Source organism: Streptococcus salivarius (genome assembly GCF_009738225.1).
In the GTDB taxonomy this organism is placed as follows: domain Bacteria; phylum Bacillota; class Bacilli; order Lactobacillales; family Streptococcaceae; genus Streptococcus.
Genome location: NZ_CP018188.1, coordinates 18,205 through 42,872 on the forward strand (window position 1 = coordinate 18,205; position 24,668 = coordinate 42,872).

Annotated in this window: 21 protein-coding genes and 7 pseudogenes; 5 read left to right on the forward strand and 23 right to left on the reverse strand. The window is 32.2% G+C overall.

Annotation, left to right across the window (positions count from 1 at the left end):
• Positions 1 to 137: 137 nt before the first annotated feature.
• From BSR19_RS10605 to BSR19_RS10660, 12 genes and pseudogenes are all read right to left on the reverse strand, one after another.
• Positions 138 to 896, reverse strand: a complete 759-nt coding sequence (locus BSR19_RS10605; RefSeq protein ID WP_156247110.1) for a helix-turn-helix domain-containing protein — start codon at positions 894 to 896, stop codon at positions 138 to 140.
• Positions 897 to 989: 93 nt separating this feature from the next.
• Positions 990 to 2,063, reverse strand: a complete 1,074-nt coding sequence (gene xerS, locus BSR19_RS10610) for a tyrosine recombinase XerS (RefSeq protein ID WP_156247111.1) — start codon at positions 2,061 to 2,063, stop codon at positions 990 to 992.
• A gap of 180 nt (positions 2,064 to 2,243) precedes the next feature.
• Positions 2,244 to 2,735, reverse strand: coding sequence for a hypothetical protein (locus BSR19_RS10615; RefSeq protein ID WP_156247112.1), 492 nt, complete (start codon positions 2,733 to 2,735; stop codon positions 2,244 to 2,246).
• Between the two features lie 13 nt (positions 2,736 to 2,748).
• Positions 2,749 to 3,054, reverse strand: coding sequence for a hypothetical protein (locus tag BSR19_RS10620; protein ID WP_156247113.1), 306 nt, complete (start codon positions 3,052 to 3,054; stop codon positions 2,749 to 2,751).
• Between the two features lie 68 nt (positions 3,055 to 3,122).
• A complete protein-coding gene (locus BSR19_RS11730; protein WP_156247218.1) occupies positions 3,123 to 3,356 on the reverse strand; it encodes a DUF5960 family protein in 234 nt (77 codons plus the stop codon).
• Positions 3,357 to 3,385: 29 nt separating this feature from the next.
• Positions 3,386 to 3,589: a hypothetical protein gene (locus BSR19_RS10630; protein ID WP_118189730.1), complete on the reverse strand. Its 204-nt coding sequence runs from the start codon at positions 3,587 to 3,589 to the stop codon at positions 3,386 to 3,388.
• A 29-nt stretch (positions 3,590 to 3,618) separates the two neighbouring features.
• Entirely contained in the window at positions 3,619 to 4,602 is a 984-nt protein-coding gene (locus BSR19_RS10635; protein ID WP_156247114.1) for a hypothetical protein, read from the reverse strand.
• Positions 4,595 to 6,025 carry a hypothetical protein gene (locus BSR19_RS10640; RefSeq protein WP_156247115.1) on the reverse strand — a complete coding sequence of 477 codons (1,431 nt, stop codon included), beginning with the start codon at positions 6,023 to 6,025 and terminating at the stop codon, positions 4,595 to 4,597. Before BSR19_RS10640 ends, BSR19_RS10635 begins: the two co-directional genes overlap by 8 nt.
• A gap of 166 nt (positions 6,026 to 6,191) precedes the next feature.
• Positions 6,192 to 6,623 (reverse strand): annotated as a pseudogene (locus BSR19_RS11890) (hypothetical protein); the annotation flags it as partial.
• 162 nt (positions 6,624 to 6,785) lie between these two features.
• Positions 6,786 to 7,037 (reverse strand): transposase, encoded by a 252-nt coding sequence (locus BSR19_RS10650; protein WP_181419180.1) that lies wholly within the window; start codon positions 7,035 to 7,037, stop codon positions 6,786 to 6,788.
• Between the two features lie 184 nt (positions 7,038 to 7,221).
• Positions 7,222 to 7,692 (reverse strand): annotated as a pseudogene (tnpA, locus tag BSR19_RS10655) (IS200/IS605 family transposase).
• A gap of 27 nt (positions 7,693 to 7,719) precedes the next feature.
• Positions 7,720 to 7,952: pseudogene (locus tag BSR19_RS10660) on the reverse strand (peptidylprolyl isomerase); the annotation flags it as partial.
• 131 nt (positions 7,953 to 8,083) lie between these two features.
• On the opposite strand from BSR19_RS10660, the gene BSR19_RS10665 reads away from it, so the two are divergent.
• Positions 8,084 to 9,325 carry an aminotransferase class I/II-fold pyridoxal phosphate-dependent enzyme gene (locus tag BSR19_RS10665; protein ID WP_050088028.1) on the forward strand — a complete coding sequence of 414 codons (1,242 nt, stop codon included), beginning with the start codon at positions 8,084 to 8,086 and terminating at the stop codon, positions 9,323 to 9,325.
• On the opposite strand, the gene BSR19_RS10670 is transcribed toward BSR19_RS10665, so the two are convergent.
• Entirely contained in the window at positions 9,309 to 11,588 is a 2,280-nt protein-coding gene (locus BSR19_RS10670; protein WP_156247116.1) for a tetratricopeptide repeat protein, read from the reverse strand. The two genes, BSR19_RS10665 and BSR19_RS10670, sit on opposite strands and share 17 nt — an antisense overlap.
• A 91-nt stretch (positions 11,589 to 11,679) precedes the next feature.
• Between BSR19_RS10670 and BSR19_RS10675 the strand changes: the two genes are divergently transcribed.
• Positions 11,680 to 12,576 carry a tyrosine-type recombinase/integrase gene (locus BSR19_RS10675; protein ID WP_156247117.1) on the forward strand — a complete coding sequence of 299 codons (897 nt, stop codon included), beginning with the start codon at positions 11,680 to 11,682 and terminating at the stop codon, positions 12,574 to 12,576.
• Between the two features lie 390 nt (positions 12,577 to 12,966).
• Here the strand turns inward: BSR19_RS10675 and pezT are convergent, their stop codons facing one another.
• The 7 genes and pseudogenes from pezT to BSR19_RS10705 form a co-directional block, all read right to left on the reverse strand.
• Positions 12,967 to 13,725, reverse strand: a complete 759-nt coding sequence (gene pezT / locus BSR19_RS10680; RefSeq protein WP_156247118.1) for a type II toxin-antitoxin system toxin PezT — start codon at positions 13,723 to 13,725, stop codon at positions 12,967 to 12,969.
• The gene (gene pezA, locus BSR19_RS10685; protein WP_049553660.1) at positions 13,725 to 14,201 is read right to left on the reverse strand and encodes a type II toxin-antitoxin system antitoxin PezA; all 477 of its coding nucleotides are present in this window, start codon (positions 14,199 to 14,201) and stop codon (positions 13,725 to 13,727) included. The genes pezT and pezA overlap by 1 nt, the downstream gene beginning before the upstream one ends.
• 69 nt (positions 14,202 to 14,270) lie before the next feature.
• Positions 14,271 to 14,543: a hypothetical protein gene (locus BSR19_RS10690; RefSeq protein WP_156247119.1), complete on the reverse strand. Its 273-nt coding sequence runs from the start codon at positions 14,541 to 14,543 to the stop codon at positions 14,271 to 14,273.
• 62 nt (positions 14,544 to 14,605) lie between these two features.
• Positions 14,606 to 14,975: pseudogene (locus BSR19_RS11740) on the reverse strand (hypothetical protein); the annotation flags it as partial.
• Positions 14,973 to 15,107 (reverse strand): annotated as a pseudogene (locus BSR19_RS11745) (transcriptional regulator); the annotation flags it as partial. The pseudogenes BSR19_RS11740 and BSR19_RS11745, both read right to left, overlap by 3 nt.
• A 12-nt stretch (positions 15,108 to 15,119) precedes the next feature.
• The gene (locus BSR19_RS10700; protein ID WP_070839262.1) at positions 15,120 to 15,500 is read right to left on the reverse strand and encodes a thioredoxin domain-containing protein; all 381 of its coding nucleotides are present in this window, start codon (positions 15,498 to 15,500) and stop codon (positions 15,120 to 15,122) included.
• Entirely contained in the window at positions 15,493 to 15,816 is a 324-nt protein-coding gene (locus BSR19_RS10705) for a hypothetical protein (RefSeq protein WP_197092268.1), read from the reverse strand. The genes BSR19_RS10700 and BSR19_RS10705 overlap by 8 nt, the downstream gene beginning before the upstream one ends.
• 1,337 nt (positions 15,817 to 17,153) lie before the next feature.
• Between BSR19_RS10705 and BSR19_RS11840 the strand changes: the two are divergent.
• From BSR19_RS11840 to BSR19_RS10720, 3 genes and pseudogenes are all read left to right on the forward strand, one after another.
• Positions 17,154 to 18,338, forward strand: a pseudogene (locus BSR19_RS11840) (IS110 family RNA-guided transposase).
• 312 nt (positions 18,339 to 18,650) lie between these two features.
• Positions 18,651 to 19,412 carry an IS110 family RNA-guided transposase gene (locus BSR19_RS10715; protein WP_002886742.1) on the forward strand — a complete coding sequence of 254 codons (762 nt, stop codon included), beginning with the start codon at positions 18,651 to 18,653 and terminating at the stop codon, positions 19,410 to 19,412.
• Positions 19,413 to 19,431: 19 nt separating this feature from the next.
• The gene (locus tag BSR19_RS10720) at positions 19,432 to 19,818 is read left to right on the forward strand and encodes an IS110 family transposase (RefSeq protein WP_045768432.1); all 387 of its coding nucleotides are present in this window, start codon (positions 19,432 to 19,434) and stop codon (positions 19,816 to 19,818) included.
• A 481-nt stretch (positions 19,819 to 20,299) separates the two neighbouring features.
• Here the strand turns inward: BSR19_RS10720 and BSR19_RS10725 are convergent.
• From BSR19_RS10725 to BSR19_RS10740, 3 genes and pseudogenes are all read right to left on the reverse strand, one after another.
• Positions 20,300 to 20,650 (reverse strand): annotated as a pseudogene (locus BSR19_RS10725) (IS30 family transposase); the annotation flags it as partial.
• A gap of 422 nt (positions 20,651 to 21,072) precedes the next feature.
• Positions 21,073 to 22,866 carry an ATP-binding cassette domain-containing protein gene (locus tag BSR19_RS10735; protein ID WP_156247120.1) on the reverse strand — a complete coding sequence of 598 codons (1,794 nt, stop codon included), beginning with the start codon at positions 22,864 to 22,866 and terminating at the stop codon, positions 21,073 to 21,075.
• Positions 22,850 to 24,658 carry an ATP-binding cassette domain-containing protein gene (locus BSR19_RS10740; RefSeq protein WP_156247121.1) on the reverse strand — a complete coding sequence of 603 codons (1,809 nt, stop codon included), beginning with the start codon at positions 24,656 to 24,658 and terminating at the stop codon, positions 22,850 to 22,852. Before BSR19_RS10740 ends, BSR19_RS10735 begins: the two co-directional genes overlap by 17 nt.
• Between the last annotated feature and the right edge of the window lie 10 nt (positions 24,659 to 24,668).

The following is a 24,668-nucleotide window of genomic DNA, read 5'->3' on the forward strand; positions in this document are numbered from 1 at the left end:
AGTGATGTCATTTTCAATACTCGACGTTTTTCGTCCCACATACTTTGATAACATTCTTCCTAAAACAGGTGTCTTGCCAGTTTTAGTTACGACGTCTAGCGCCAAAGGACTCATCGACTTAACAAGACACCTCTACTTTAACATAACGAAAAAAGTAGTGAGTACTTTCTCCCGTCGGAGATTTCCTCACTACTAATCTTAGTATGTTTTAGTTTTTCAATAATAAATAGCAAGTCTTCATCAAACTCTTTTCGAAATTCTAAATCTACATTTTCATTACCAAACTCATCACTGTCTAAGTAAAAAAGATCTGATAATACTTTCTTTACATCCTTTTTGTTTCTTTTCTTTGTTCTTAAATATGATTTAAGTTGTTCTAAATCCAGTGTATCATCACTTGTATTTAAAAAAGTTAGGCCCATAAGAAAATAAAAGCTCAAAAAATTTAACAAAAAAATTGGCTTATCGCAATTTCCAATCGATTCTTCATAGACATCTATTATAAATCCTATATCAACCGTCTCTTTCTCTTCTATCGAACCATACAGAAATTTTAAATGTTCTTCAAATGCTTTTTTATATTCTTTACTGGTCAAACTGTCTTTAAGTTTAAAAGGAATAAATATTCTATTTAACAGATGATAACTATCTTCATCTAGACCTTTTATATAATCAAACAAAGATGGAGTAACAGTTAAATCTTCATTCAATAGTTGACTTAATGTTACTTGATAGTGTTTTGATATTTTGTTCAAAACATCTTCATCAGGAAATCGTAACCCGTTTTCATAATTAGAGATAGCACTCTTACTCGTAAAAAGAAAGTCTGCTAAATCTTCCTGAGTCTCTCCAAAAATCTTTCTTAAATGCTTTATATTACTTGCAAAATAATCCATAACCTAAATCTCTACTAATTAATAACCTAAATATGATACATATATATCCATTGTACTATGCATCGTGTATAGCAATATCGAAGTGACAATCAATTACAAATCACTCAAAGCTTCTTTAGTCGTCTCTGCAGCTACGTGTGCATAAACCTCTACCATTGCAGTCCCCTTGTGTCCCAATTGTTGGGAAACTAGGAGGCTGTCTTTTGTTTGCTCATATAGACGTGTGGCAAGTGTATGTCGCAGTTTGTGAGGAGTAGTAGGTTTTCCATAGGCGGTAGATAACTTCTTCACCAAAAGCTCGACAGAACGTGTTCCAAGCCTTGCAGGCACTTTATTTTGAGTCGTTAAGAAGAATGCTTTATCTGAATCACTTGCTGCATAGCGTCCCTTCCTAATTTCTAAGTAACGCTCAATATAAGGTATACCAAATGGAGCGATATTTACAACGTCCTTTTTACCACCTTTTCGAATAACTGTAATCGTCCTTGTGGCTAGATTGACATCTTGCATATCTAGGTTGACTAATTCAGATAACCGGACTCCAGTAGATAGTAGAAGTGCTATGACAGCAAGATCACGCTCTTTATTTTTGACAAAGGATACCTGGGCACGTTTTGAGATTTTCTTTTCATGCTCATTGTCAATATAATCTAGGAAAGACTGTGTATCGTTTAGAAAGAGTTTTTCTTTCATGTTATCTGCACGACTAGCCAAGGTATCTTTAGGCTTCTTGATTTTTATCTTAACCATGACATTGCGGTAAAAATAAGGCTCACCCTCGTCATCCTCAGTTTCTTGGGTAAGATATTTAAACAAACTAGAGAGAGCATCTTTAGTTCGAATAATACTGACTTCAGAGATTGAACGACGCTCAGTATTTTCACGAAGGTAAACAAAGTAGCCTTCGATAACAGACTTTGGTAAATGGGCCAGCTCATCAATATGAACATCAGCAATCGTATCATAGTCTGCATAACATACAGTTTCACCTAATTTCTCATGATCGCTAATCAACCATTCAAAAAATCGTCTATATTCCTTTAAGTACTCATACAGTGTCTTGTAGCTATAAGGAATAACGAGCTTTGCATGATAATATTCCTTAACATACCAAGGCATAATCTCAAGCAACTCGTTTATATTTTTCATAAGTGTTTCTTGTTTCATATTAGCCTCAAATCTAACAATTTTCTTGTTAGTAGTAGTTTATCATAACTAATATGTGTATTCAACAAATACTTATTTTCCGAATAGATGTCAGCAGCTTTTTAAATTGTAAGTTTATATGGAGCTAGGCATATATCTGAGAGCCAAAAAAAGAGCCGTTAAAATAGGCTCAACAGACAATTATGCTACACAAAGATTACTAGATGCTGATACATCACTGCGACTTATATTCTGCGGTTGAATAACGATTTCTCCAATATTATCTTTAAATATAAGTTCGAAACTTGGTTCAGAGATTACTTCATCAATAGTACGGCACGTTGTTACATACCAACCTAGCAAAGCCTTGGCTGATGTATCACCATTTTCTGCAATATCAATCATTTCATTTTTCAATAGTTCAGAAATCGTACTATCATCTTCTCCGACACGTCTCATTGATTTTTTAAGGATCTCTGTCTTACTAAAATCAATATTTTTAAAGGATTTCACTATCCCATAAAAAGTAGGATGGGTATCGGCTAATTCCTTATTTTGAATTAAATAATATGTTAGATATGAGTCATGTAGCTGTCCCAAAATTTCAAAAGTCGTTTGCTGATTCTTTCTTTTCTCTGTCAAAAAAACAAACGTTAAGATTGATAGTACTATAAAGAAAATAGCGATAACCATAATATTTTCCTCCCTACTCTGTCCTTTCAAGTATTGCTACTATCTTATCCTCGAGTTTTTCATTTCTAGCTTGAGATTGCTCTAATTGTTCATTCAACTGTTGGTTTTGTTTCTGTAGCTGTTCGTTACTGGTGGTCATATTTTGAAATAATCCATTATAGTGTTCCGATAAGGCCTTAGAACTCTTTCTTAAACTAGAAGAAGAATTCATGTAAAAAACTACCCCCATAATAAAGAGAATAATAACGACACCTAGTGGCATACTAAAACCAAAAAAATCAGTTAATCGTTCCCAAACCACTTCTGGAATTTTTTCCATACAACCTCCAATATCTATTTTTATTATATCATACTTGTCAAGCCCCTATATATTGTGTTGGTAAACACTTATAAGACACAATATGTAGAACTTTTAATTTTTAACGTCTCTCCTCTGTACCGAAACATTCTAATATTCTTCCTTGATTTAATAACCGAAATCTCAAAGTAAAAATAATTTATCTGGTTCATGGCCATAGTTCTCAAAATATCATCAATCAGAAATGTTAACGGAATATTCAATGCTGAATAACGTTGAAAATCCTCTTCAAATCGGATATAGTCTTCAGAAAAATAATCTATTTGTAGTTTATTTTCATAGAGGTCTTTGCTTAATTACTTTTGAATTGCATCGCTTCATCGCTCTGCACAAATTCTCGCTGAGCATCTGTTAATTCCTCAAGTTCATCACAACCAATAAGTCCAAAGACTTCCATACCATCTTTAGTACTAACGATGTATGCCTCAAGTTCCCTAGCTTTGTCAACGTCTGACACTAAGTAAATGTTTTTTTTAGTCATTACTTCATCAGTCATTTTAATCTCCTTCAACCCTTTATTAGTGTTTAATCTTCCCCCAATTTATCATGTTGGGCCCTGAAGGCATATAATGGATCAAAATCTGAATCAAGTTTATTGTTGTCGTCAGCTTGTTCAGCCATCTTAGCATTTAAACTATTTTCCATCCTCCCAATACAATCCATTACCTTCCTTATCATTGTAAGGGTTTCAGAGGTAATTTTCAAGACTTCACTTGAATTTTCATTGTTTTTAATTTTATCGGAGCTTTTCATTTTCTGCTTTAGACGTTCTTCAATTTCGTCTAAACGTAGCTCTTTCATGCTTTGTTGAGGTTCTAAAGTGGCTGATACTGGCTCTAAAGGTTTTATGCCTTCAACCGTCAAGTCTTCAATTTTGGTGACATTCATAATGACTTTAGCGCGTGATTCTTCTTTTCCATTATGACCTGGTATATAGATATAGTTGTTGTTACCAAAAAAAGATTGTTGGGTAATATCATTCTTAGCTAAACTTTCAAATAAAGGACCGTGACCCTCTACTAAACTGTTAGCAAAATATATATTTCTCGTGTCTCGAAAAAGTTGGGTATTAAAAATAAATGGTCTGTTCTTAGGGAAATTATTGACGTGGGGAGAATGGAAAAAATGTTCTGTTGATAGGTAATGTACGTAAGGGACCTTGCTGAGTAGCTGAGACAAAGTATTCGTATCCATCTGAGCCTGCTCATCAAAGAGAAAGATATCTGTAATGTGGTTTGTTGAAGACGTTACTAACTCAATATCCTTTTTTAAATAGCCCGCTAGCAGAACGGCATGTTTTTTCTCATCCTCTAAATCTGCATGATTGTGGGTAATCGTAATCTTAGCTTTATCTTCTAAATACGATAGAGCATTCCAAGAAATATGTGACTTAAATCCCATAATAGCGACTCTGTGGTCTTTAGATTTTGCAAAGTTAGTCAGCTTATGAAAAAAGGGAGAGGCTTCAAAAGGAGATAGGACGTAGGGATCAATATAGATATTAAGCATCAGTATCACCTTCTTCTTGATTTAACTCTTCTAGTTCGGCATCTTTAATTAATGGACGCTCGTTAAACGCTTCATTCATTCTAAAGGGCATGTATTTGGCCACACGACCACCATCTGTTGCATTTTGACTTCTGATAACAACTAGAGACTTATCAATCCCTTCTTCTGCAGCAAGTTCTAGGTTAAGGAAAATAATGTTATTAAGGTTCTTATAGCCACCATTTTCGATAAGCATATATTTGTCTTCAATTTCTTGAATATCATCAAAATTGTCCACTATAATCAGTAGATAACGTTTGTTTCCCTCTTCGTCTAAACCGTCCTCGAAACGTCCAAAGTGTTTAAAGACATTTAGCAATTTATCAAGATCGCTGGTATCACCTACATTGGTGATATAAGGATACACATCAAAAAGATTCTTTGTACCGTCATCTGCCTTTTTATTAAGTGCTAACTGACCGATAAAGAGATATCTAGGGACATGGACTGTATACGTATGCTCTTTCTTCTTCGCCTTTTTGGCTTGTAATTCTGATTTTCGTTTCTCCATACCAGAAAGAGGACTTTTACTCTCACTCTTTTCTTGTGTCTTTGTCACTGTATACGTGAACTTCTCCAGTTTTGACGTAGGAACAAAATAGGCATAGTTTTGATTAAATTTGAAGTTCTGATAGGCATCTACGACCTTCCAGTATCGAATAGGAGAGTAGTTATCTTCTTCCCGAAGAATATCTTTCCATTTATAAGTGAAGTTTCTGCTGATCTTATTTGCTAGTAAGAGCAACATCGTTCCATGACTGTAAATAGAGTAACTTGTTGCAAGAGCCCCTGGAGTGTCTTCACGTTCAAACTCCCACTCTTGAACCAAGTAAAACTCTCTGAGTCGTTTGAGATGCGGTTTGATTTTAGGAATCGGTAAACCAAACTCCCTTGAAATTTGAAGGAGTTGAACATTTCGGAAAGTAGCTATAAATAGTAGGATATCCATATCTAACTGGTTTAGTTGCTTACTTATTAACTCGTAATCTGTTTCTTGACTATAGTTAATCTGAATGATGTAATCCTCTTGAAGTTGCAAATGGAAAGGAAAGTCATTCTTTGGGTAAACTTGTTTCAGTAATGGTGTCGAGGCATACTTCTTATAATAGTCGTCCGAAAATCGAGAGACAGTATTCAATGTTGCTTTTCCATCGATTGTTCTTACCCCAAAACGGCGTAGTCTTTCATTGAATTTCTTAACGAAGTCTTGATAGGCTTCCAGTGCTTCAGCTGAAGGCTCTTCTCCTGTTTCAGATAATCGAACTGTCCCATCAGGCATGAGAGTGACTTCTTCCCCATTAAATATTTTCTTCGGATAAAGTGGAAGATTGATTTTCTTAGCAATATTTTGTAACCATTTTTTATTACCTGGTGTTCTTGTCATTTGTCTAGTCCTTCTCTTCAATTTTTTGGAACCATTATACTAAACCTCATATACCTTTTTTAACCCAGTGACACCCACGCACAAATTAGAACTCAAAACCAAGAGCCAGATTGATATACTTCTCTGATAATGTATACTTGATAAATTGCAAGAATAAGTGCAACATTTACTCGAACTCTTCTATTAGGGCTTCACAAGCAGTTCTGTAAGGTAAACATTTTCGTGGTCGGTGATTGATATCATATAAGGCCTTGTTCAAAGCCTCATCAGAGATAGTCGCTAAATCTGTTTTCTTTGGGAAATTGGCGTACCAAGCCTAAATCTTCCAAGTGTTTCTTTGGGTTGTCGAGTTTTTCCTTTATGACGAAGGACGCTCAAATCCAGATCAATCAAACCAGCATAGAGCCAGTTATAAATAGTTTTAAAAGCTACCATTGGCTTTTGTTCAAGCTGATAGCGGACCACAAATCTGTTCAGGCGACCAAGAGGATTTTTTACCGTTCTCAATTTCCTTTTTCAACTTTGGTGTCAAACAAGACTTTTGACCTTTTTGCTTATCCCTACGGTTGTACTGTTCCTCTGCTGGGACTACTCTATGTTTCCATTCATAAAATGCAGAACACGTAATTCCGAGCAGATTGCACATTCAGCTAATGCTTCAACTTTTATTTCTGTTAAAGCATTCAATCACTAAGTATTTTGATTCATGGCGCTATTTACCTAACCTCGTCAGCTAGTTTGTGATGATTCCTTTTGTCAATTAAACTTTCTTCGCCACTACTAATACATTTTTTACAAGTTCCATTTTAAATTCTTTTGAATAGGAACGATTTTTTGTTTTCTTTGTAAATCCTAAAATCCCATATTTTTTATAGATAGCAGCCCAATCTTGAATCGCCCTTGTGGAAATATGGAGACAGTTACGTATTTCAGATCTGGAACAATTACCATTAATATAATCGATACAAGCTTGTTCTTTCTCGAATGGAGTGTAATTTTCTCTTCTAGACATAAAAATACCTCTTAAGTAGATTTTAGGTATTTACCATGTCTACTTAAGAGGTATCATATCAGAACGGGTGTTTTGCTCTTCGGCTGAAAGCCTCTGCTACCGGCCGAGGCCTAAAAGGCCTACCGAATGGTTTCCCTTCAGCACCACCTTTACTAGCTGTCCCGACTAGCGGGTCAGATCAAGACTACTTTCTTTTATTCTTCTCACCTGTAAACGGATCATATTCCTCGAAAAGACTGAGCTGATCTGCTATCACGTCTTCTTGTAATTGATTACGAATATATTCTTCAAGTCACTTCTGATTTCGCCCAACCATATCAACATAAAACCTGCGACACCAAAATTTGCGGTTCCCATATTTATAGTTTAAATTAGCGTGTCGATCGAATATCATTAAGCTATTTTTACCCTTTAAATATCCCATAAATGAGGAAATAATTTGTTTCGGTGGTATACTCACCAACATGTGAGTGTAAGCTGGGCAAGCTTCTGCTTCATGAATTTCAACGCCTTTTCTTTCACATAATAACCGTAAGATTTGACCAATACTTGCTTTGTATTTCCCATAAATTATCTGACGTCTATATTTTGGGACGAAAACAATATGATACTTACAATTCCATGTAGTATTATACGCAAAAGCTATTTTGTACATTTTATCTATACTCTACTTTGGATTTACTATTTTGGTGAAAGATTGAGTAAGAGATTCTTTAACAAACTCATCTGATAAAACTGTCGCTCTTTCTTTTTGTTTTTAATTTGTCAAAAGTTTATTTGCTTCTTCTCGTATTTGGTTCTCGGTTTGTTTTGAAATAGATTGTGAACCAATCTTATAGCCAATCATAACAATAAAACTTATTACGATTAAACCTCTACTCCAACCAGAAATCGAGCCTTCACTTTGTTAAACATGACTTACTTCTTTATTAGTGAAAGCCACATCATATCAAGATTAGTTTGGAGATTTTATCACTGGAAAAATATGATTAACTACAAATTATGGTATACTAACGATAATAAATTGTTATCGGTAGGAGAAGTCAGTGTATAAAATTAATAAATTTGAAGGTGAAATCTATCAGAAGTTAAATAAAATTCTTGATTCATATAACCAAGAACAGAATAGCGTAATAAATCTTGCTGCATGTATTAGCTATCCATTCACCGAAGTATTAGAGATTCAAAGTTTCCCTCTCGCTACTCTGCCAACAGAGGGAGCTGTTGAAAAACGCTTTTTTCCTCATTGTACTTCATTGGATAATATTGAAATATATTCAGAAGAATTGTGTCTTCAACTTTTTGATTTAAATCCTGGTGATTATAGAGTTAATGTGCAACCACATTCAGGAACTCAGGCTAACCAAATAGTCTATAATTGTGTTTTAGAAAGTGACGATTATATTTTATCGTTATCTCCAAAAGACGGAGGACATATTTCACACACTTATACAGGCAAAGGTACTGTAAAATATTATCACTTAGATCATGATTTAAATATTGATTATATCGAATTAAAGGAATTATTAGATAAATATAAACCTAAATTGATTATTATTGGTGCTTCATCGTATGGAAATGAATTTAATTATCAACAAATTTATGAAATTATAAAAGAGGTTAGCCCCAATACCCTTATTTTAGCGGATATTTGCCATAGTGTTTTATATATTATGGCAAAGCTACATAAGTCGATTTTTCCATATGTGGATTTCGTTACTTTTACAATGGATAAATGCTTACGTGGGCCTCAAGGAGGAGTACTAATGTATCGTTCTATATTTGAAGAAAAAATAACTAATTCAATTTTTCCTAGAACACAGGGAGGTCCTACACAAAATGCATTATTTGCGAAATGTATCTGTTTAATCAAATTATTATCAATAGATATTCAAGATTATGCACAACAGGTTATAAAAAATACTTTATTGTTTATAAAACAATTAAGTAAAGAAGGGGTTGATGTTGTTTATAAAAACTCAAAGACTCATATAATTTTAGTTAATCTACTGAATCTAAACTTGAGTGGTAAGGATGCAGAGAATCTACTTTTTCAACATAAAATATTAGTTAACCGAAATCAAATTCCAAATGATACACACGGACCAATGACGACTTCAGGAATAAGATTAGGAACAATCGGAATTACAAATTTATCCTATACTGATGATGATATTAAAAAATTAGCTAAACTAGTAGCTAATTTATTAAAATATAAACAATATGATTATTCCATATATTTAGATCTCATTCGCAAGTACCATGAACAAATTAATATCTCCAATTAGGAGAAAGACCTATACAGAAATTATTTTTTTTGTAAGGAATCAACAGATAGTATTTAGTGAGTCCGTCTTGATAATCATCAATATAAGTTTTTTCACAAACAAAAGGAATATCATCAAATTGTTGTAAATTGTATACTATTTGAAATTTATACCAAGGATCGTCTATGAGTGGAATTTCTTCCTCAAAGTTTCTTAGTGAATTTTGAAATTCTGTAAAAGAGATTCTTTCAGAAATCAATTCAATAATTAATTTGTTTAACTTGAGCATCCTAATATCTAAGGTCAAAGCTTTAGGACATTCTTGAAGTGATTTATTTATATACTTCAGAGATTGTTGATAATTTTTATTCATCAAAAAAATAATTGATTTATTACAATATGGTTCAAAAATTTCATTTGAATCATATTTTTTTAGTATTTTTGAGGCCTTATTTAGATTCTCTAAAGCTATATCATATTCTCCGTCCCAGATATTAACAACACCTAAATTATTATATACTGTTGCAACAGGTATTTGATATTCATTACGTTGAAAATAGTCCAATGCTAGTTTGAGATTTTCGGTAGCTTCTTTAGTTGGGAAATAATGAGCAGAATTTCGTAAAATAATATAATAGAAGTCGTCTTTTTCTACAGAATTCATGCTTTCATTAAGGAGTTTAATTGCCTCTCGATCTTTACCTAAATGACCATAAGCATTTAGCTTGTAGAGTAATGTTCCAGAGCAATTTTCTAACTTTTCCAGTGATTTTAGCGCCTCCTCAAATTCATATTTTTGAATTTGAAATCTAGGATAGTATAGCTGTAAATCTTTTGAATAATTATCTTTTTGAAGACTGTTTAAAATAGCTAAACCTCCATTAAAATCAGAAATCCACTGGTACGAGTTCAATATATAATGTAAGTATTTTTCGGGTAATAATTCTATTAAATGAAGTATCTTCTTACTCAAAGATACAATGTAAAAATATGAATTTTTCCTGTATTCGATTTCAAGTAACTGTTTGATATATTCTACATTTTGCCGCAACTCTTCAATATTACATATATTTATTAAGCAGTGAATTAAATAAGCTAACTCGCCACCAACTCCTATAGATAGGATAGTTTGCTCTAAATATATTTTTAGATTGTTGGTTACTAATTGAAGATCAGAAGCATTTGTGTGATTTAAAATACCATTTACAATTGATTCGTGTGAAATTTTGATTTTATCATTTGTATCTCCATTAATATAGACAAAACCTGCATCAATAAGGGATTTTAGAGAATCAGCTACTTCAGTATTTTCGTCTAATATAGATTTAATGTAGTTAAAAACTATATCTTTTCTCATACCAGCAGGAAAAATCGATGATATGATAAGTATATTTTTTTGAATATCTGGAAGTTTGTCATATATATCAGAAATATTAAATAATTCTGAATTTGGATTATCAATAAGTCTGTTAATAATTAATTCAATATCTTTATAATTACCTTGTGTTATCTGCCATATTTGATTCAATTTGACATTATCAAGTAAAGCAATTTTATTTCTTATTAGTAATTTACACTCATCCTCAGTAAGATACGATAAATTTAATACAGTAGGAGTATAATTGTCCAATGTATCTAGTTTATCAATCGATTTTATCTTATCATTTGTTCGGTTTATAATTGTTAAAGAGATTCCGCTTTGAAGTGTATTAAAGTCATCTTCAAATTTTATTTTTATATCTTCAGATAAAAATTGATAATTATCAATAATAATATTAAGACGGATTTTTTTTGAAACATGACTGAAATATCTTAAATATAAATCATTTTCAAATATTCCCTCCTTTATTTCAGTAATAACTTCTTCCCAAGGATAATCAATTACTTTTTTGTAAGTTGTATCGAATGCAATAAACGATCTGATTAACCTAAAACTATGTTTCAGAGTTAGATTTGTTAGTTTTTGTTTTCTTAAATAATTTGAAAACGAATATTTTTGAGGTATTGATAAGCATAGATTTCTTCTGAATTGTGTTGGGACATACGCTCCTTTTAGTAGATTTTCAAAAAATTTATTACTTTCAAACCCATCATTTATAACATCAATGTAGAGAATAAAGGCTTCTTTATCATGGCTGTAAACTTGTTGACAAACCTCTTTGATTAGCTCGGTTTTACCACTACCACTTAAACCATTAATAATATATAAACTATTTTTATCATTACTAGAAAATTTAAAATGCTGTTTTAATTCTTCTATTTCAGTATCGCGACCGTAATACATAAAACATCTCCTACCGATAACAATTTATTATCACTATACGAAGCACTCAAATAGGTTTATAATAGCATGATTATTGATAAAGGAGATTTTTATGGATTATAAACTTATTTCTACTTACTTAGATTATTGCAAAACTCATAAGCGTTTGAGTTCACACACGATTCGCGCTTATAAGAATGATCTTATGCAATTTTATAACTCAGACTATGATAATGTCGAATCCTATATAGAACAGTTGACACGATCTAACATAAAAACGAATACATTAAGAAGAAAAATTGCTTGTATGAAGGTGTTTTATAACTATCTAAAATACCAGAACATAATTGAAGAGAATCCCTTCAATCAATTGCGCTTTCAATTTAGAACTGAAAAAGTATTGCCTAAAACGATTCCGTATGACATTCTGAAAAGTATTTTTATATATTTAGAACGGAAAGTAATTGTATCTAAAACTGACTATCAAAAACAACACGCTGAAAGAAATCTACTAATTATTTCACTTTTACTTTCAACAGGCATCAGAATTTCTGAACTTTGCCACATTCATCTCAAAGACATTAATCTGTCCAATAAGACACTCCATATTATAGGAAAGGGTAAGAAAGAACGTATCCTATTTTTAGGAGATCAAAAAACATTCAATTTATTAGAAACATATATAAATAAAACAAGAAATGAATCCAATGATTTCTTGTTCCCAGGGAAACATTCACTTAAACCATTGTCAGAGCAAAGTGTACGTTTAGTAATAAAGAGAATCGTTGAACAAAATAACTTTTCTAGAACTATTACACCGCATATGTTTAGACATAGCTTTGCGACAATGCTTCTAGATAGTGATGTAGATATTCGATATATTCAACAAATTCTTGGACATAGTTCTATATCAATCACACAAATCTATACTCACGTATCTCATTCAAAACAAGAAGAAATACTTAGTTCTTTTAATCCCGTATCAGTAATTCATTCTGAAATCGAGTAAGAGACATTTCCAAAGTCTACAGTTCACTTCATCTTAAATTAATTTTTGTAGTTCGACTTTAGTTAATAGATTTTATACTCAACAAAAGCAAAAAACATATAAAACTTCACTTTGAATCAGCATTTATACTATATTCCGTATTAAGGACTCCATAATTGTTTTTCTAAAATACATCTTTCAAATATCCTTAAATATAATAAAAAGAGATGGGCAAAATCTCAATTCCTGAAGAAAATGGAGTAAATCTTCCCACAAGAAAACGCATAATTTCAAGTTTTTCAACACCTGATACTATGCGTTTTTTGGTTCTAAAAAATTTTCGCCCACATTAAACAACTAACAAAAGTTATAAGTAGACTATATTTTAAAATTTTTGTTCTAACAACCATTTCAATTAGTTAAATCTTTAAATCTTTCTTCTCCAGATTTAAGCATATCCTTTTCTACCTGACTCCACTCTCCAAACAATAATTCATGAAGAACAGCTGCTGCTGATATTTCATCATCTCTCGAATCGTAAACACAGGTCCTATCTCGTTGATAGATTTGGATTTGTTCAAAGATACCTAATTGCTCCAGCTGGTGGGTATTCTCAACTAGATTGTTCACTATCAGATCATGATGTTCTTTTGGAGTTGCGCGTGCTTGATTTGGATTGATAGCGTACAGTTCTTCGTATCGGATAAGGGTGCTCAGATAGGACAGCTTAGGCTTTGTCGCAATCAAGGCTAATTGTACTTCATATCCCTTACTTTTCAAGAGTTGTGCTGTTTCCTTTGGAACGTCAATCGTTCGTAAAGTTCCCTCTATCAAAAGATTGTATCCCAAATGACTCAATTCTGTTACTAAAGACTCTACCATTTTGCCTGCAAAATCTTTGGTGTATTCAACACTGTCTTTGCCATATTCTTGCTGCAGTTCTAAATAGTGTGGATGCTGAGAACGAAAACTATCGCCATCTATGATAACAATATTTCCTTGAAATTCTTTCTGTTTAATACGATGAATTGTAGTCTTACCGGCACCACTTTGCCCTCCAAGCAAAATCGCTATAGGTTGCTTACTGGACTTTTTTCCTCTTGTCAGAGAACGAAGATTCCTTGCTAAAGCATGTTTGAATTCTCTACCAGTATAATCTTGGATTTCCATTAGGCTACCATCCGTTTTTCAGATATCTCTAACATACGTTCAATTCCATCCAAATAGCCGCTATATCTCTCTATTTCATCAAAAGTTTCTACTAAATAGATATTCGTATGAATCAAGTCAGATAGATCATTACTCATTAAAATCCAAGGATTAGATTCATCATCAATGCTAATTCCCTGACTATCTTGATAACGATAGAGTCGAGATAGTAGATTAGCACCTCTTTCTTTCACAATTTCAATTTTTAAAGTCAATTCATAATCTTCAACAGGATTGAGCATTTTATCTTCTCCTACAATATCGACATAAGATACATTAAACTTCTGACAAATGATGTCTATTAGTTCTGTAGATACTGAACTAGTTCCATTTTCATAACGGCTTAAGCTATTTCGAGAAATTCCTATAATTCGGGCAAATTCGGGTTGTGTTAAGCCATGTGTTTTACGTAAGGATTTTATGTTTTTTCCAATCATAGCAGACTCCTTTTATTTGATACCACCATTATAACATTTAGAAAAAGCAAACGCACCATTTTTGGTGCGTTATTGGCTGTTTTTCCTAAATCTCTCTAAATTCTTCTCTAATTGTTCCTTATGAAGTTGATTCTTAGCTTCCTTTAATGTGTCGTTCAAAGTTTCTTCTCTATAAGTTGATTCTCTTTTAAGTTGTTCTGTTTCTTGATTTGGAGTGAAAATGATATCTATCAGTAGGTCTATTTTTTCAAGATCTGGGACGGACATATCAGATAGTCGATGAATTAGCTTCTTAAATATATCACCACTGTCTTGGTTTTTCTTAAAAAATGTTGTAAACATCTATAATCTCTCAAAAAAGTAACCTATCAGGACTGCTTAGTATGATTCGGAAATCGCATCATAAATGGACTGCAATTTCTTAGATTCTCTTTTGCGGCTTTGACTTCTTTATCAATCATTAGGTCATTTGAGCCGGCCACTTGTTGGATAGTGTCTAGAGCTTGTTTGAGTTCTTCTTCATCCTGACCAAAGACACCAATCAAGAAGACTGTTTGAAACAGTTTATCTCCTGTCTCTGTCATGGTTTTTAATAGCTCCTCAGCTTCATCGATATTGCTTTCTAATTACATGACCTACTTTTTCCAAATAGATACCTGTACGAGCTAGTTTTTGTTGTTTCCCAATCTTTTGGGATTCCATCAAAGTCTTCTTTGTTCGTAGTTTCTTCATGGCATCTGCTTTGGTCGAACTTTGTGCATGGAGACTCACAATCTTTTGATACAAACGATTCAATTCACTTGGATAGTGAAACTCTCCCGCAAACATTTTTCTGCTTAACTCAATCCAGCTGATATTTCTTTCAGTCAAAATAATGGACAAGTTCCCCCAAAATCGTTCAGCCATATTGCTTCTCCTTTAGCTAGATAAATAATGTGTTTGTGCCATGTAAATCAATTGTTTCGTATCTCTTGGCAATAGAGCTCTAGCCTCTTCCAAATTCAGATTTGGATAAACTCGCTTATTTGAAACCGCAAGAGGAAGTCTGATGGTTAGTTCAGGATTTTTTAAAATCATCTCAACGAAATCTGTTAATCTTAGATTGTCACGGTTCTTAAATCGTAATAAATTGGGAGATAAATACTCAAAACAATCTGAAGAATAGCTCATCATTTCAATTAATTTGTCCTTTGTCATTTCAGAAATAGAATGAGGAGTGACCTCTATGCCATACTTTTGAAAGAAATCCAAAAGAAGTTGATTTCTTTGGCTATTTTTACTTAGATAGAGATCAATCATGAGAGATCTCCCAAAGATTCGGTTCCCTTTGATATTCTGAGACGATTAAGGAATCTAATAAATTTGCGAAGTTAATCGGTTTATTGTCTTCATCATAAGCTTTTACAGTTACTTGGGTTGTAAGTATTCCCTCTTTTCCCTCGGCTCGATAGCCTTGTCCATATAAAACAAAAACAAGATTTTGATGATCATCTACAAAGGCATCAGCTCCGTTCTTTATATCCTGACTTTCAAGGAATTCCATAATGTTTTGAAGATAGGATTCATAAAATAGTGGGTAGTTGTGTTTTTTATGGTAATCATCTAAAAATGTCACTTCAAACTCACATGGATAATTGGGCATCAAAAATAATTGTTCATCCAGCTGTTATTTTATTATTTATCTTACCTATTATATAGAAGAAAAATAGTTTTATTTGTAGCTCACAAAATCAAGAAAAATTCCTTCTATTTTCTATTATGCTTTTTTTATTTTATTCTAGACTACTTTTTCTGACCAACTTAAAAAGTTAACGCGTCACTCTCATTCTCGCTTTAAGCTTTTCAAAATTGAAAGAAATATGTGTAAAAAACAACATAATATCATAAACGAAAGGAAAATATTCTTTTATGATAAAAAAACATAGCGAAAAAGATCTCATTAATAATGAGCAACATATCTATGATTGTTTTTCCAACACGACCGCTTTCTTAGGATTAGATAGAGTTGAAGTTAGCATAAAAGGAAAAATAAAGTTCGAAGGAACCAAGTTACAAATTTTCTCAAATAATAATAAAAAACTCACTGTTATAAAATATATTGATTCACGATATGAATATATGTGATAATTACAGCACATATTGAAAATGAACAAAATAGTTTTGGAGGTATTGATCAATTTATCATAATTGATTCAATTTCTGAATCGCAAAGTGAACTATCTGAGCCCTTTTTGATAATCAAAAGAAGTTAGGATTCTCACATCCCAAATCATATGCAAAATGTTATGTATACGGAAAAGTCATTCATATATTCGAAAAAATAATTCTAATTGGATTGAACTTATTGTTAAGGACAATTTTGACTTCACAGTCAAACTCCAATATAGTAAAAAAATGCGAGTATCAGACATAAATTATGATGTAGGTGACAATCTATTCATATATGCTTTAATTATTTCAAGCGAAAAAACAATAAATCAAAAAAAGCGTTCATATTTCAATCTCATAGTAGAGGATATGATAAACAAAACCAGTCTAAAATAGAGAAACAAAAAAACCGCCAAAAATAAATTTGGCAGTTTTTTTGGTAGGGAACCTATTAATTCAAACAGTTTCTCATAATCGCTTATCGCAATAAAAAACCGGTATAGTAGGATTCCGCAATTAAATAGCTATATGACTATTATTTAAGACTAATTATATCTCCCGCATTTGCTAATAACAGTAAAGTGCTTCTTCAGATAAACTTATATTAAATTCGTATTAAGCATATAGTAAACATACTAAGATTAGTAGTGAAGAAATCTCCGACGGGAGAGAGTACTCACTACTTTTTATTTGTGTTAAAGTAGTGGTGTCTTGTAAAGTCGTGGCTTCTTTTGACGCTAGACGTCGAGTATTGAAAATGACATCACTAAAATAAGGAATCATTTAAGACAAAGAGGTAATGTCATGTGTGCAGTATTTGGAATTAATGTGAGTAAAACAAGTTCTGAGGTGGCAATTTTAGTCAACGGTGAGAAGGTTTATGGCTATACTATACCTAATGACATTGTCGGATTTTCTCGTTTACTGGAAGATCTAAAGACCGTGAGCAACCTCGTAATTATTTTCGAAGCTACTGGTGTCTACTCTCGCCGACTTCAGGCCTTTCTAGAAGAAGACAGCTATGACTATACACGTCTTAATCCTTTAGCAACTTGATGGATTACGAGTTCGGAAAACCGATAAGATTGATGCAGAGAAACTAGCTTCGTCACAATTCGTCTTAAACCGTAAGCCAACTTACGTTCAAGAAGAAGTCTATCAAAACTTGCATGATCTTAGTCGATTCTACCAAAATCTGACAGAGGATATCGTAAGGACGAAGAATAGGCTGCACAAAGTTCTTCAAGTCGCCTTCCCAGAAATCTACTATCTACTCCTACAGGTGAGCAATATTGGAATCTCATGTCCATCTTCCCAACCAAGCATTGGGTGCTAAAATTATCAGAAGTTGAGTTGAAAGAGACTATTCGCCAGTCAACCTCTAAACGTATTTCAGAGAACAGAGTAGGTAACTTGGCTGAAAAGTTAGTTGGACTGGCAAAGCAATCTTATTCTGCCATTTCAAAAACCTCTCCTATGATAGAAGAGGTTAAGTATAATGCACAGGAACTTATAAGATTGACAAACCGTCGAGAACAAGTTTTAGAACAGTTGATAGAGTTAGCTAAAACTCTACCTGAATATGAGTTTCTTCTCTCTATTCTTGGTATCGCAGAAACAACGGCTACAAGCGTTATTGGCGAATTAGGAAACATTCGTTGCTTTAAGTCTGCTAATCAAATCAACACTTTTATCGGTATTGATCTCAAACACTATGAATCGGGAGATTTCCTAGGTCAAGAGCATATCACTAAGCGTGGGAATCCTTATGCCAGAAAAATCTTGTTCAAGTGCATTTACAACATCGCTTCAGCTAGCCATACCAATCCCTGCCATATCGCTAACTTTTATGAGAAACGAAAAAGACAATCGACAATAGCTTCAACTAAGCCACATACGATTACCTCTATACACCGCCTTATTAGGAAAATGTATCACCTCATTACGCATAACAAACTTTACGATTACTCTTTGACCCAAAATCGATAAGGCTGTCTATGCCGTATTATTGTAACACCTTGTTTCAAAAAATACCAGATGAGGTGTTTTTTTAGCATGCCCTTTTATGGATCAAAAACTCTAAGCAGGCTTAGCCTACTAACTCATGACAGAAAAGAAAGTTCGGCTTATAATGAAGGTGAACAATACCAATCCGTTGTCTTTAATAGGGCTTTGCCTAGCCTGTATCAAAAACTGGATGAACAAGAGTCATGAGATAACTCGAATATGCCTTGAGCATGAAAATAAAATTACTAATAGCCTCTTGTTCTATTGTTCAATAGTTAACAGGAGGTTTTTGTAATGGAAGTTATGATTGAAACTTGTTGTGGAATTGATGTCCACCAAAAGTCTATCGTTTGTTGTATTCTAGATGGTCCACTAGAAAGCAATAAACCTAAAAAGATTCAGAAAAAATTTGGTACAACAACTATAGCTCTCCAAAACGCCTTAGATTGGTTATTGGAAAATCACGTCACACATGTCTTTTTTGAAAGCACTGGCCAATATTGGGTACCACTCTTTAATATATTCTCAGACTCAGAACTCAATTTGATATTAGCTAACCCCCAACATATCAAGAATGTGCCTGGTCGAAAAACAGACATGAAAGATGCCGAATGGATTGCACAGCTCGGACGTTGTGGACTTATTGAGCCATCTTACATTCCAAGCCCTGAAGTGATGCAGTTACGTTTACTCACTCGTAGGTTACGTTCTTACAAACAACGTCAAACTCAAATAAAGAATGAGATTCATAACCTCTTACAACGTGCTAATATCAAACTAACCAGCTATCTTTCTGATATCTTCTCTAAGACAGGACAGTCTCTTTTAACGCTCTTTATCAATGGGGAACTCATTGATTATGACAATGTGACAGCTTGTATTCACAAGCATGTCAAAGCAAGTCCCGAAGAATTAATGGAGGCCATGAATGGGAAGTTGTCACTGGAGGATCGATTTCTCTTGGAGCAAAGCCTAGAAGAATATCAATTGTATCAAAAACTCATGAATAAATTAAGGAGTGAAATAATAGCTTATATCGAAAAGGAGTTTCCCTGAAGAAAATAGATTACTTCAAATGATTCCTGGTGTGAGTGAAACTTGTGCAGCCACTATTTTAGCTGAGATTGGACCAGATGTGAAGGCTTTTCAATCAGACGCACACTTAGCTTCTTGGGCTGGGCTCTGCCCAGGATCTTATGAAAGTGCTGGCATTAAAAAATCCTCACATATCACGCAAGGAAATCGATATATCAAACAGGCTTTGACCATGTCGGGATTGATTGCGGCTCACTCTAAAGACAATGCGTTTTCATCTTTTTATAGCAAAATTTCCCAAAGAGGAAGTAAGATGAAAGCCGTCATTGCTTGCGCACATAAGCTGCTTCGTATCATTTACAAAATTCTCGCAACACACCAAGAATACGACAAAGAAAAAGTGCTAGGACTGAGGCAACAGTTCTAACACCGAAAATTTAAAAAATCTCAATTACAGTATAGCACAAGAAGAGTTTTTTTGCGCTATTTTTAATGTTTTTTTCAAATAAAAAGACAGTATCCTCAGAATAGCTACTGTCTTATCTGTTTTATTACTTAAAGCCTTGATAGACTTGACTAAGGGTAGAAAAGAGCCATTTTCTATTGATTCCAAAAAACTATCTATACTGTGATAACATGAATAACAGGACACTCTATGAAGATAATTTATATAAGTTAGAGAAATCACTCTCATCTGAGAAGCGATCTTTAGATAATCCGCATTGAAAATTGTTTATTAAATTTTGAACAAAAACTACTCAAGCTGACAAACTAGCATAATTATAAATTTTTTTGAATAATAGCATATATCAAACCTAAAATAGAGACAGCTACCCATATCCAAAATTTCCATCGCACATTGTCAAGTCAAGTGCAACAAGTTCATTGATAGCCTAATATTCCATTTATTAGGCTGTTTGGGCTAGCCCAAACAGAAATTTTGAAGTTTTGTAATGGTGAAGTCGTCTAGGCCTCCCATTGATAGCTGCTATATACTGAGAGAGCTCTTCTTCAGTTAGTGGGTTTAAAGATTGTCCTTTAGGAAGAAACTCTCTAAGTAGCCCATTAAAGCTTTCGTTTGTTCTCCTTTCGCGTGACGAATAAGGATGAGTAAAGTAAATCTCGATGTCATTTAATTCAGATAAGAGACTAAACTCAGAACCGTTATCAGTTGTAATGGATACGATTGGATAACGTTTCATCAAGTCTTGGAGAGCCTCATTGATGGTCCCAGCTTCTTTATTAGACAACTTACAAGCCCAATCAGACATACGAAAATCATGTAAAACATAGAGTAAAATTTCTCTACTCCACCAAAATCCTCCATAACAAGTTCCAAAAAATCACTTGATCCTTTACTAACATAATAACCCCCAGTAGATAAATCTGTTAACTTGGAAATTCTTTTAGGATTTTCAAACGGGATACCTGTCAGAGCCAATCCTCTCCATGCAGGAGAGCTTCCGATTATCATTCTCCTCTTATTACAATCATTGTAAAATTTATTATAATAATTCTTACTTGTTCCTTGGCCCTATGAAGTTTCCTCTGAAAAGGGTTTATCACTTGGTAACCATAAGGAATCTTCTCTCGAGTTTCAGATAAAAAACTATGGAATTGATCAGTTTGGTATGAAAAAGTGGATTCCGTACCCATATTATCTGATAGAGGAATACAAAACTTAGTTTGTTAACTTTCTATTCGAAATATCTTTATTTAATAAAAGATTAAATTCTTCAGCGTCATAAATATTTGAAATACTGGAATCAATTATGCTCCCATCTTTTTTAATAAATAATACTCTATCAAAATCTTCGATTTCACTTAAATTATGTGTCACTACTAAAACTGTTTTATTTGAGACCAATTCCTTTAGATTTTGAAAAAAATTTTTTTCACTTCTTCGATCAAAAGCTGAAGTTGGTTCATCTAATATAAAAAAATCTTTCTTAGAATCTAATAGTATTCGAGCAAGTGCTAGTCTCTGCTTTTCTCCTCCACTTAGATTCTGATTATCCTCAGATAATGATGCTATCTGATTATCCAAGCGGTTAGTTAAGTTTTCCTCTTTTGAAATATTATCTAAAAGATATTTGAACTTATCTATTTGAATATCTTTATTCACTGCTAAGTTTTCTTCTATTGTTCCAGCAAAAAATGAGAATTCCTGTGGTAAAATACCAATTTTTTTTATCATCGAATCGAAAGAAATTGAAGCTACGTCTTCACCATTTATTAAAATACACCCTTCAGTTGGCCTATATATCCCCAGAAGCAACTTAATAAATGTGGATTTCCCAGAACCATTTTCACCAACTAATGCAATTTTTGAAAAAGTAGTGATATCCTCAATCTTTACATTAACATTCTCAAGAATGTTATTCCTTGATTCTTCAGGCTTAAAACTAACATTTTTGAACTCTATACTAGATATTTCATGTATATCAACCATAGTTTGACTATTTACTGTAGGTTCTATAAAATCAGTGACACTTGATATATAAGGCTCGATTCTATTGATGCTCTCTAATGACTGAAAAGCTTGAGTACTACTCATTACAAATTGTGTAGCCATACCAATATAAATTGGTATAACAACTAATAGATTTAAATTTATAGCTATATTTAAAATTAGGAGAAGATAAATTACAATAAATAATATTATCTGAAATTTATAAAATAATCTTGATTTCTTATCATTATTATGTTTGTATTCTATTGAATCATCTAGTCCTTTTTCATTAAGTAAAAAGTATTTTTTTGAGAAAAATTTTTCCCTTGAAAATGTCTTAATTACATTATAAATAGGGTAATTATTTATTATATTATAAATGAAGGAATTCCTTCTCTCTTCTACTCCTAATATTTGTTCAAATAAATTCTTCTGTTCCTCAACCGCTACTTTATGGTTCAAATCTCTAACAAAAATAATAATGATTCCGAATATAAGGACAACTATTGAGATGAAAAAAATAGGTACACTCCATAATTTAAATAACAAATATCCGAAAGCAAATAAATATATTATAATATTTAATGAAAAGAAGATTAAATTAACGAAATGCTGAAAATTATTACTAACTCCACCAATGTAAGTCTGATTAAATCTATACTGATTTAATTTATTATCAAGATTTTCACTAATAATTGTATGTGGGTCTTTTCTTAGTACATTCTCTATCGTTCTATTCAAAATTGAATCGTCTATCTTTTTACCTCCAATTATATGTAGCTGTCGAATCAATACACGCACAAATTCGAACATCAAAATTACTATACTAAAATAAATAAGCTGTCTAAAAAAAATATGCTGCCTGTTAACCAAAACACTGATAAACCAACTAATTAAACCCAGTCTCCCCAAATTGCTTATCATATCAGTTATAACTACTAAAAAGGAGAAGATAGAATACCTAGGTTCTTTTTTTAAGATATAAATTATTAATTTATAATAGTTACTATTGGTTATTTTCATCTATTTCCTCCATTTCATCTTCGTCGACAAACATATTTCGATATATTCCCTCACTTGTTATCAATTCTTCATGCTTTCCTCGTTGAACAATATTCCCTTTATCTAAAACCAGTATTTCATCCGAAAATTTAGTACTACCAACTTTATGAGAAACAAAAATCATTCCTACATGTTGCAATTTATTTTTTACAAAGTCATAAAACATACTCTCTTTTGAGGGATCTAAAGCAGAGGTAGCTTCGTCAAAGATTCCAAAATTTCTTTGAAAATATACTACTCTAGACAACAACAATAATCTCCTTTCTCCCCCTGAAAATTCCACTCCATTATTGTCTTCTTGGCTATTGATCTCTGAATCTACTCCTTTAGTTAGATCACTGATTTTTTTTGATAAACCAACTTTATCAATTGCTTCATAAATTTTTAAATCATTTTTATTATCTGAAAGAGATATATTTTCTGAAATAGTTAGATTAAATAAGCTATTTTCCTGTGGTAAGATTGAAAACATATACTTAGCTATAGCTTTATATTGCTCATACTTTAACTTTTGGTTATTAATATAAATATCTCCTGAAGAAGGTTTTAGCAACCCTAATATTATATTGACTAACGTTGTTTTTCCGGAACCATTTGTTCCTACTATAGCTATTTTATCTTTATCCGTAATCTTAAAGGAAATATCTGATAAAATATAATCTCCCTCATCTTTTGCTCGATAATAAATTTTGTCAAATCTTATATTTATATCTTTCTGAAGAAAAGTATTTAAAAATTCATCGTTAATAATTGATGATTTCGGGTAGACTTTATCCTTAAAATACTGACTCCAGTTTTCAACGCTTTCAAAATTTTCATATACATTTCGAAGTGTCCTAAATAGTCGGTTTGTCTGATTTAATAGGTAGTTAACAAGCATAATGATTACCATTATTGAGGATAATGAATTTTTATAATCAATATACTGTTTAGAAACCAATAATAATATTAATAAGCCTAACCAGGGTAAAAACTGTTCCATTGTTTCGAAAATCAGTGTTTTTCGTGTCATTTTTTTTAAAATATCTAAGTACTCATTGTTGAGATAATAATTTTTAGATAAGAGCTTATCTAATCTGCGAGTATATTTGGTATCCAAAATATTTTCTTTTTTTATTTCCTGAGAAATCAGAAAATTGGTTGTAGCGATATTATTATCAAGAAATTCTTTATATTTTGTCTTAATTTTCGTGTAAATTGATATCATAAAAAAACTTATCGAAAATAATAAAATTGATATAACTGAATACACTGGATTGAAAAAAAACACTACTATAACACTCAAAATATAAACTACTGCTAACGATAAGCCTTCCAAAAGTTCATTTAATTGAAATTCTAATCCTTTATTTCCACCACTAAAGATAGAAAAGTATGCTTTTTCTATCTTTAGCTGTTCAGTATCTGATTGCAGCAATTCAAAGTCGGTCTTTAAAATTTCATTACCTATTTTATATATTTGTGAATATCTAAAAGTATAAGTTAAATCTGTAAAATGACATCTAAATCTACTATGTAAAATTTTTAAGACCATATAGATAATTGACGTTATTGATATAAAGAATATCTTTGAAAGTAAATCTGAACCATTTTCAAATAAAATAAGAGTCAAAAAAACTAAGATAAAGTCTATAAAGTTATTAAAAATAGAAAGAAGAAAAAAAGTAATTACCTTTTTTCTATCCTTATATTCTAAAGACTTAAAAAATTTTTTTACAAATTCAATTTGTTTTTGTATGTAATCAAATATCATTTATACTACT

What these genes read in the sequence shown, in the direction of transcription:
- BSR19_RS10740 (WP_156247121.1), bottom strand. Translation starts at nt 24,658, where the DNA reads ATGATATTTGATTACATACAAAAACAAATTGAATTTGTAAAAAAATTT.
- BSR19_RS10640 (WP_156247115.1), bottom strand. Translation starts at nt 6,025, where the DNA reads ATGACAAGAACACCAGGTAATAAAAAATGGTTACAAAATATTGCTAAG.
- BSR19_RS10735 (WP_156247120.1), bottom strand. Translation starts at nt 22,866, where the DNA reads ATGAAAATAACCAATAGTAACTATTATAAATTAATAATTTATATCTTA.
- BSR19_RS10720 (WP_045768432.1), top strand. Translation starts at nt 19,432, where the DNA reads ATGATTCCTGGTGTGAGTGAAACTTGTGCAGCCACTATTTTAGCTGAG.
- BSR19_RS10615 (WP_156247112.1), bottom strand. Translation starts at nt 2,735, where the DNA reads ATGGTTATCGCTATTTTCTTTATAGTACTATCAATCTTAACGTTTGTT.
- BSR19_RS10605 (WP_156247110.1), bottom strand. Translation starts at nt 896, where the DNA reads ATGGATTATTTTGCAAGTAATATAAAGCATTTAAGAAAGATTTTTGGA.
- BSR19_RS10650 (WP_181419180.1), bottom strand. Translation starts at nt 7,037, where the DNA reads ATGTCTAGAAGAGAAAATTACACTCCATTCGAGAAAGAACAAGCTTGT.
- BSR19_RS10630 (WP_118189730.1), bottom strand. Translation starts at nt 3,589, where the DNA reads ATGACTGATGAAGTAATGACTAAAAAAAACATTTACTTAGTGTCAGAC.
- BSR19_RS10635 (WP_156247114.1), bottom strand. Translation starts at nt 4,602, where the DNA reads ATGCTTAATATCTATATTGATCCCTACGTCCTATCTCCTTTTGAAGCC.
- pezA (WP_049553660.1), bottom strand. Translation starts at nt 14,201, where the DNA reads ATGATTGGAAAAAACATAAAATCCTTACGTAAAACACATGGCTTAACA.
- BSR19_RS10690 (WP_156247119.1), bottom strand. Translation starts at nt 14,543, where the DNA reads ATGTTTACAACATTTTTTAAGAAAAACCAAGACAGTGGTGATATATTT.
- BSR19_RS10675 (WP_156247117.1), top strand. Translation starts at nt 11,680, where the DNA reads ATGGATTATAAACTTATTTCTACTTACTTAGATTATTGCAAAACTCAT.
- xerS (WP_156247111.1), bottom strand. Translation starts at nt 2,063, where the DNA reads ATGAAACAAGAAACACTTATGAAAAATATAAACGAGTTGCTTGAGATT.
- BSR19_RS10715 (WP_002886742.1), top strand. Translation starts at nt 18,651, where the DNA reads ATGGAAGTTATGATTGAAACTTGTTGTGGAATTGATGTCCACCAAAAG.
- BSR19_RS10670 (WP_156247116.1), bottom strand. Translation starts at nt 11,588, where the DNA reads ATGTATTACGGTCGCGATACTGAAATAGAAGAATTAAAACAGCATTTT.
- BSR19_RS10700 (WP_070839262.1), bottom strand. Translation starts at nt 15,500, where the DNA reads ATGATTGATCTCTATCTAAGTAAAAATAGCCAAAGAAATCAACTTCTT.
- BSR19_RS10620 (WP_156247113.1), bottom strand. Translation starts at nt 3,054, where the DNA reads ATGGAAAAAATTCCAGAAGTGGTTTGGGAACGATTAACTGATTTTTTT.
- pezT (WP_156247118.1), bottom strand. Translation starts at nt 13,725, where the DNA reads ATGGAAATCCAAGATTATACTGGTAGAGAATTCAAACATGCTTTAGCA.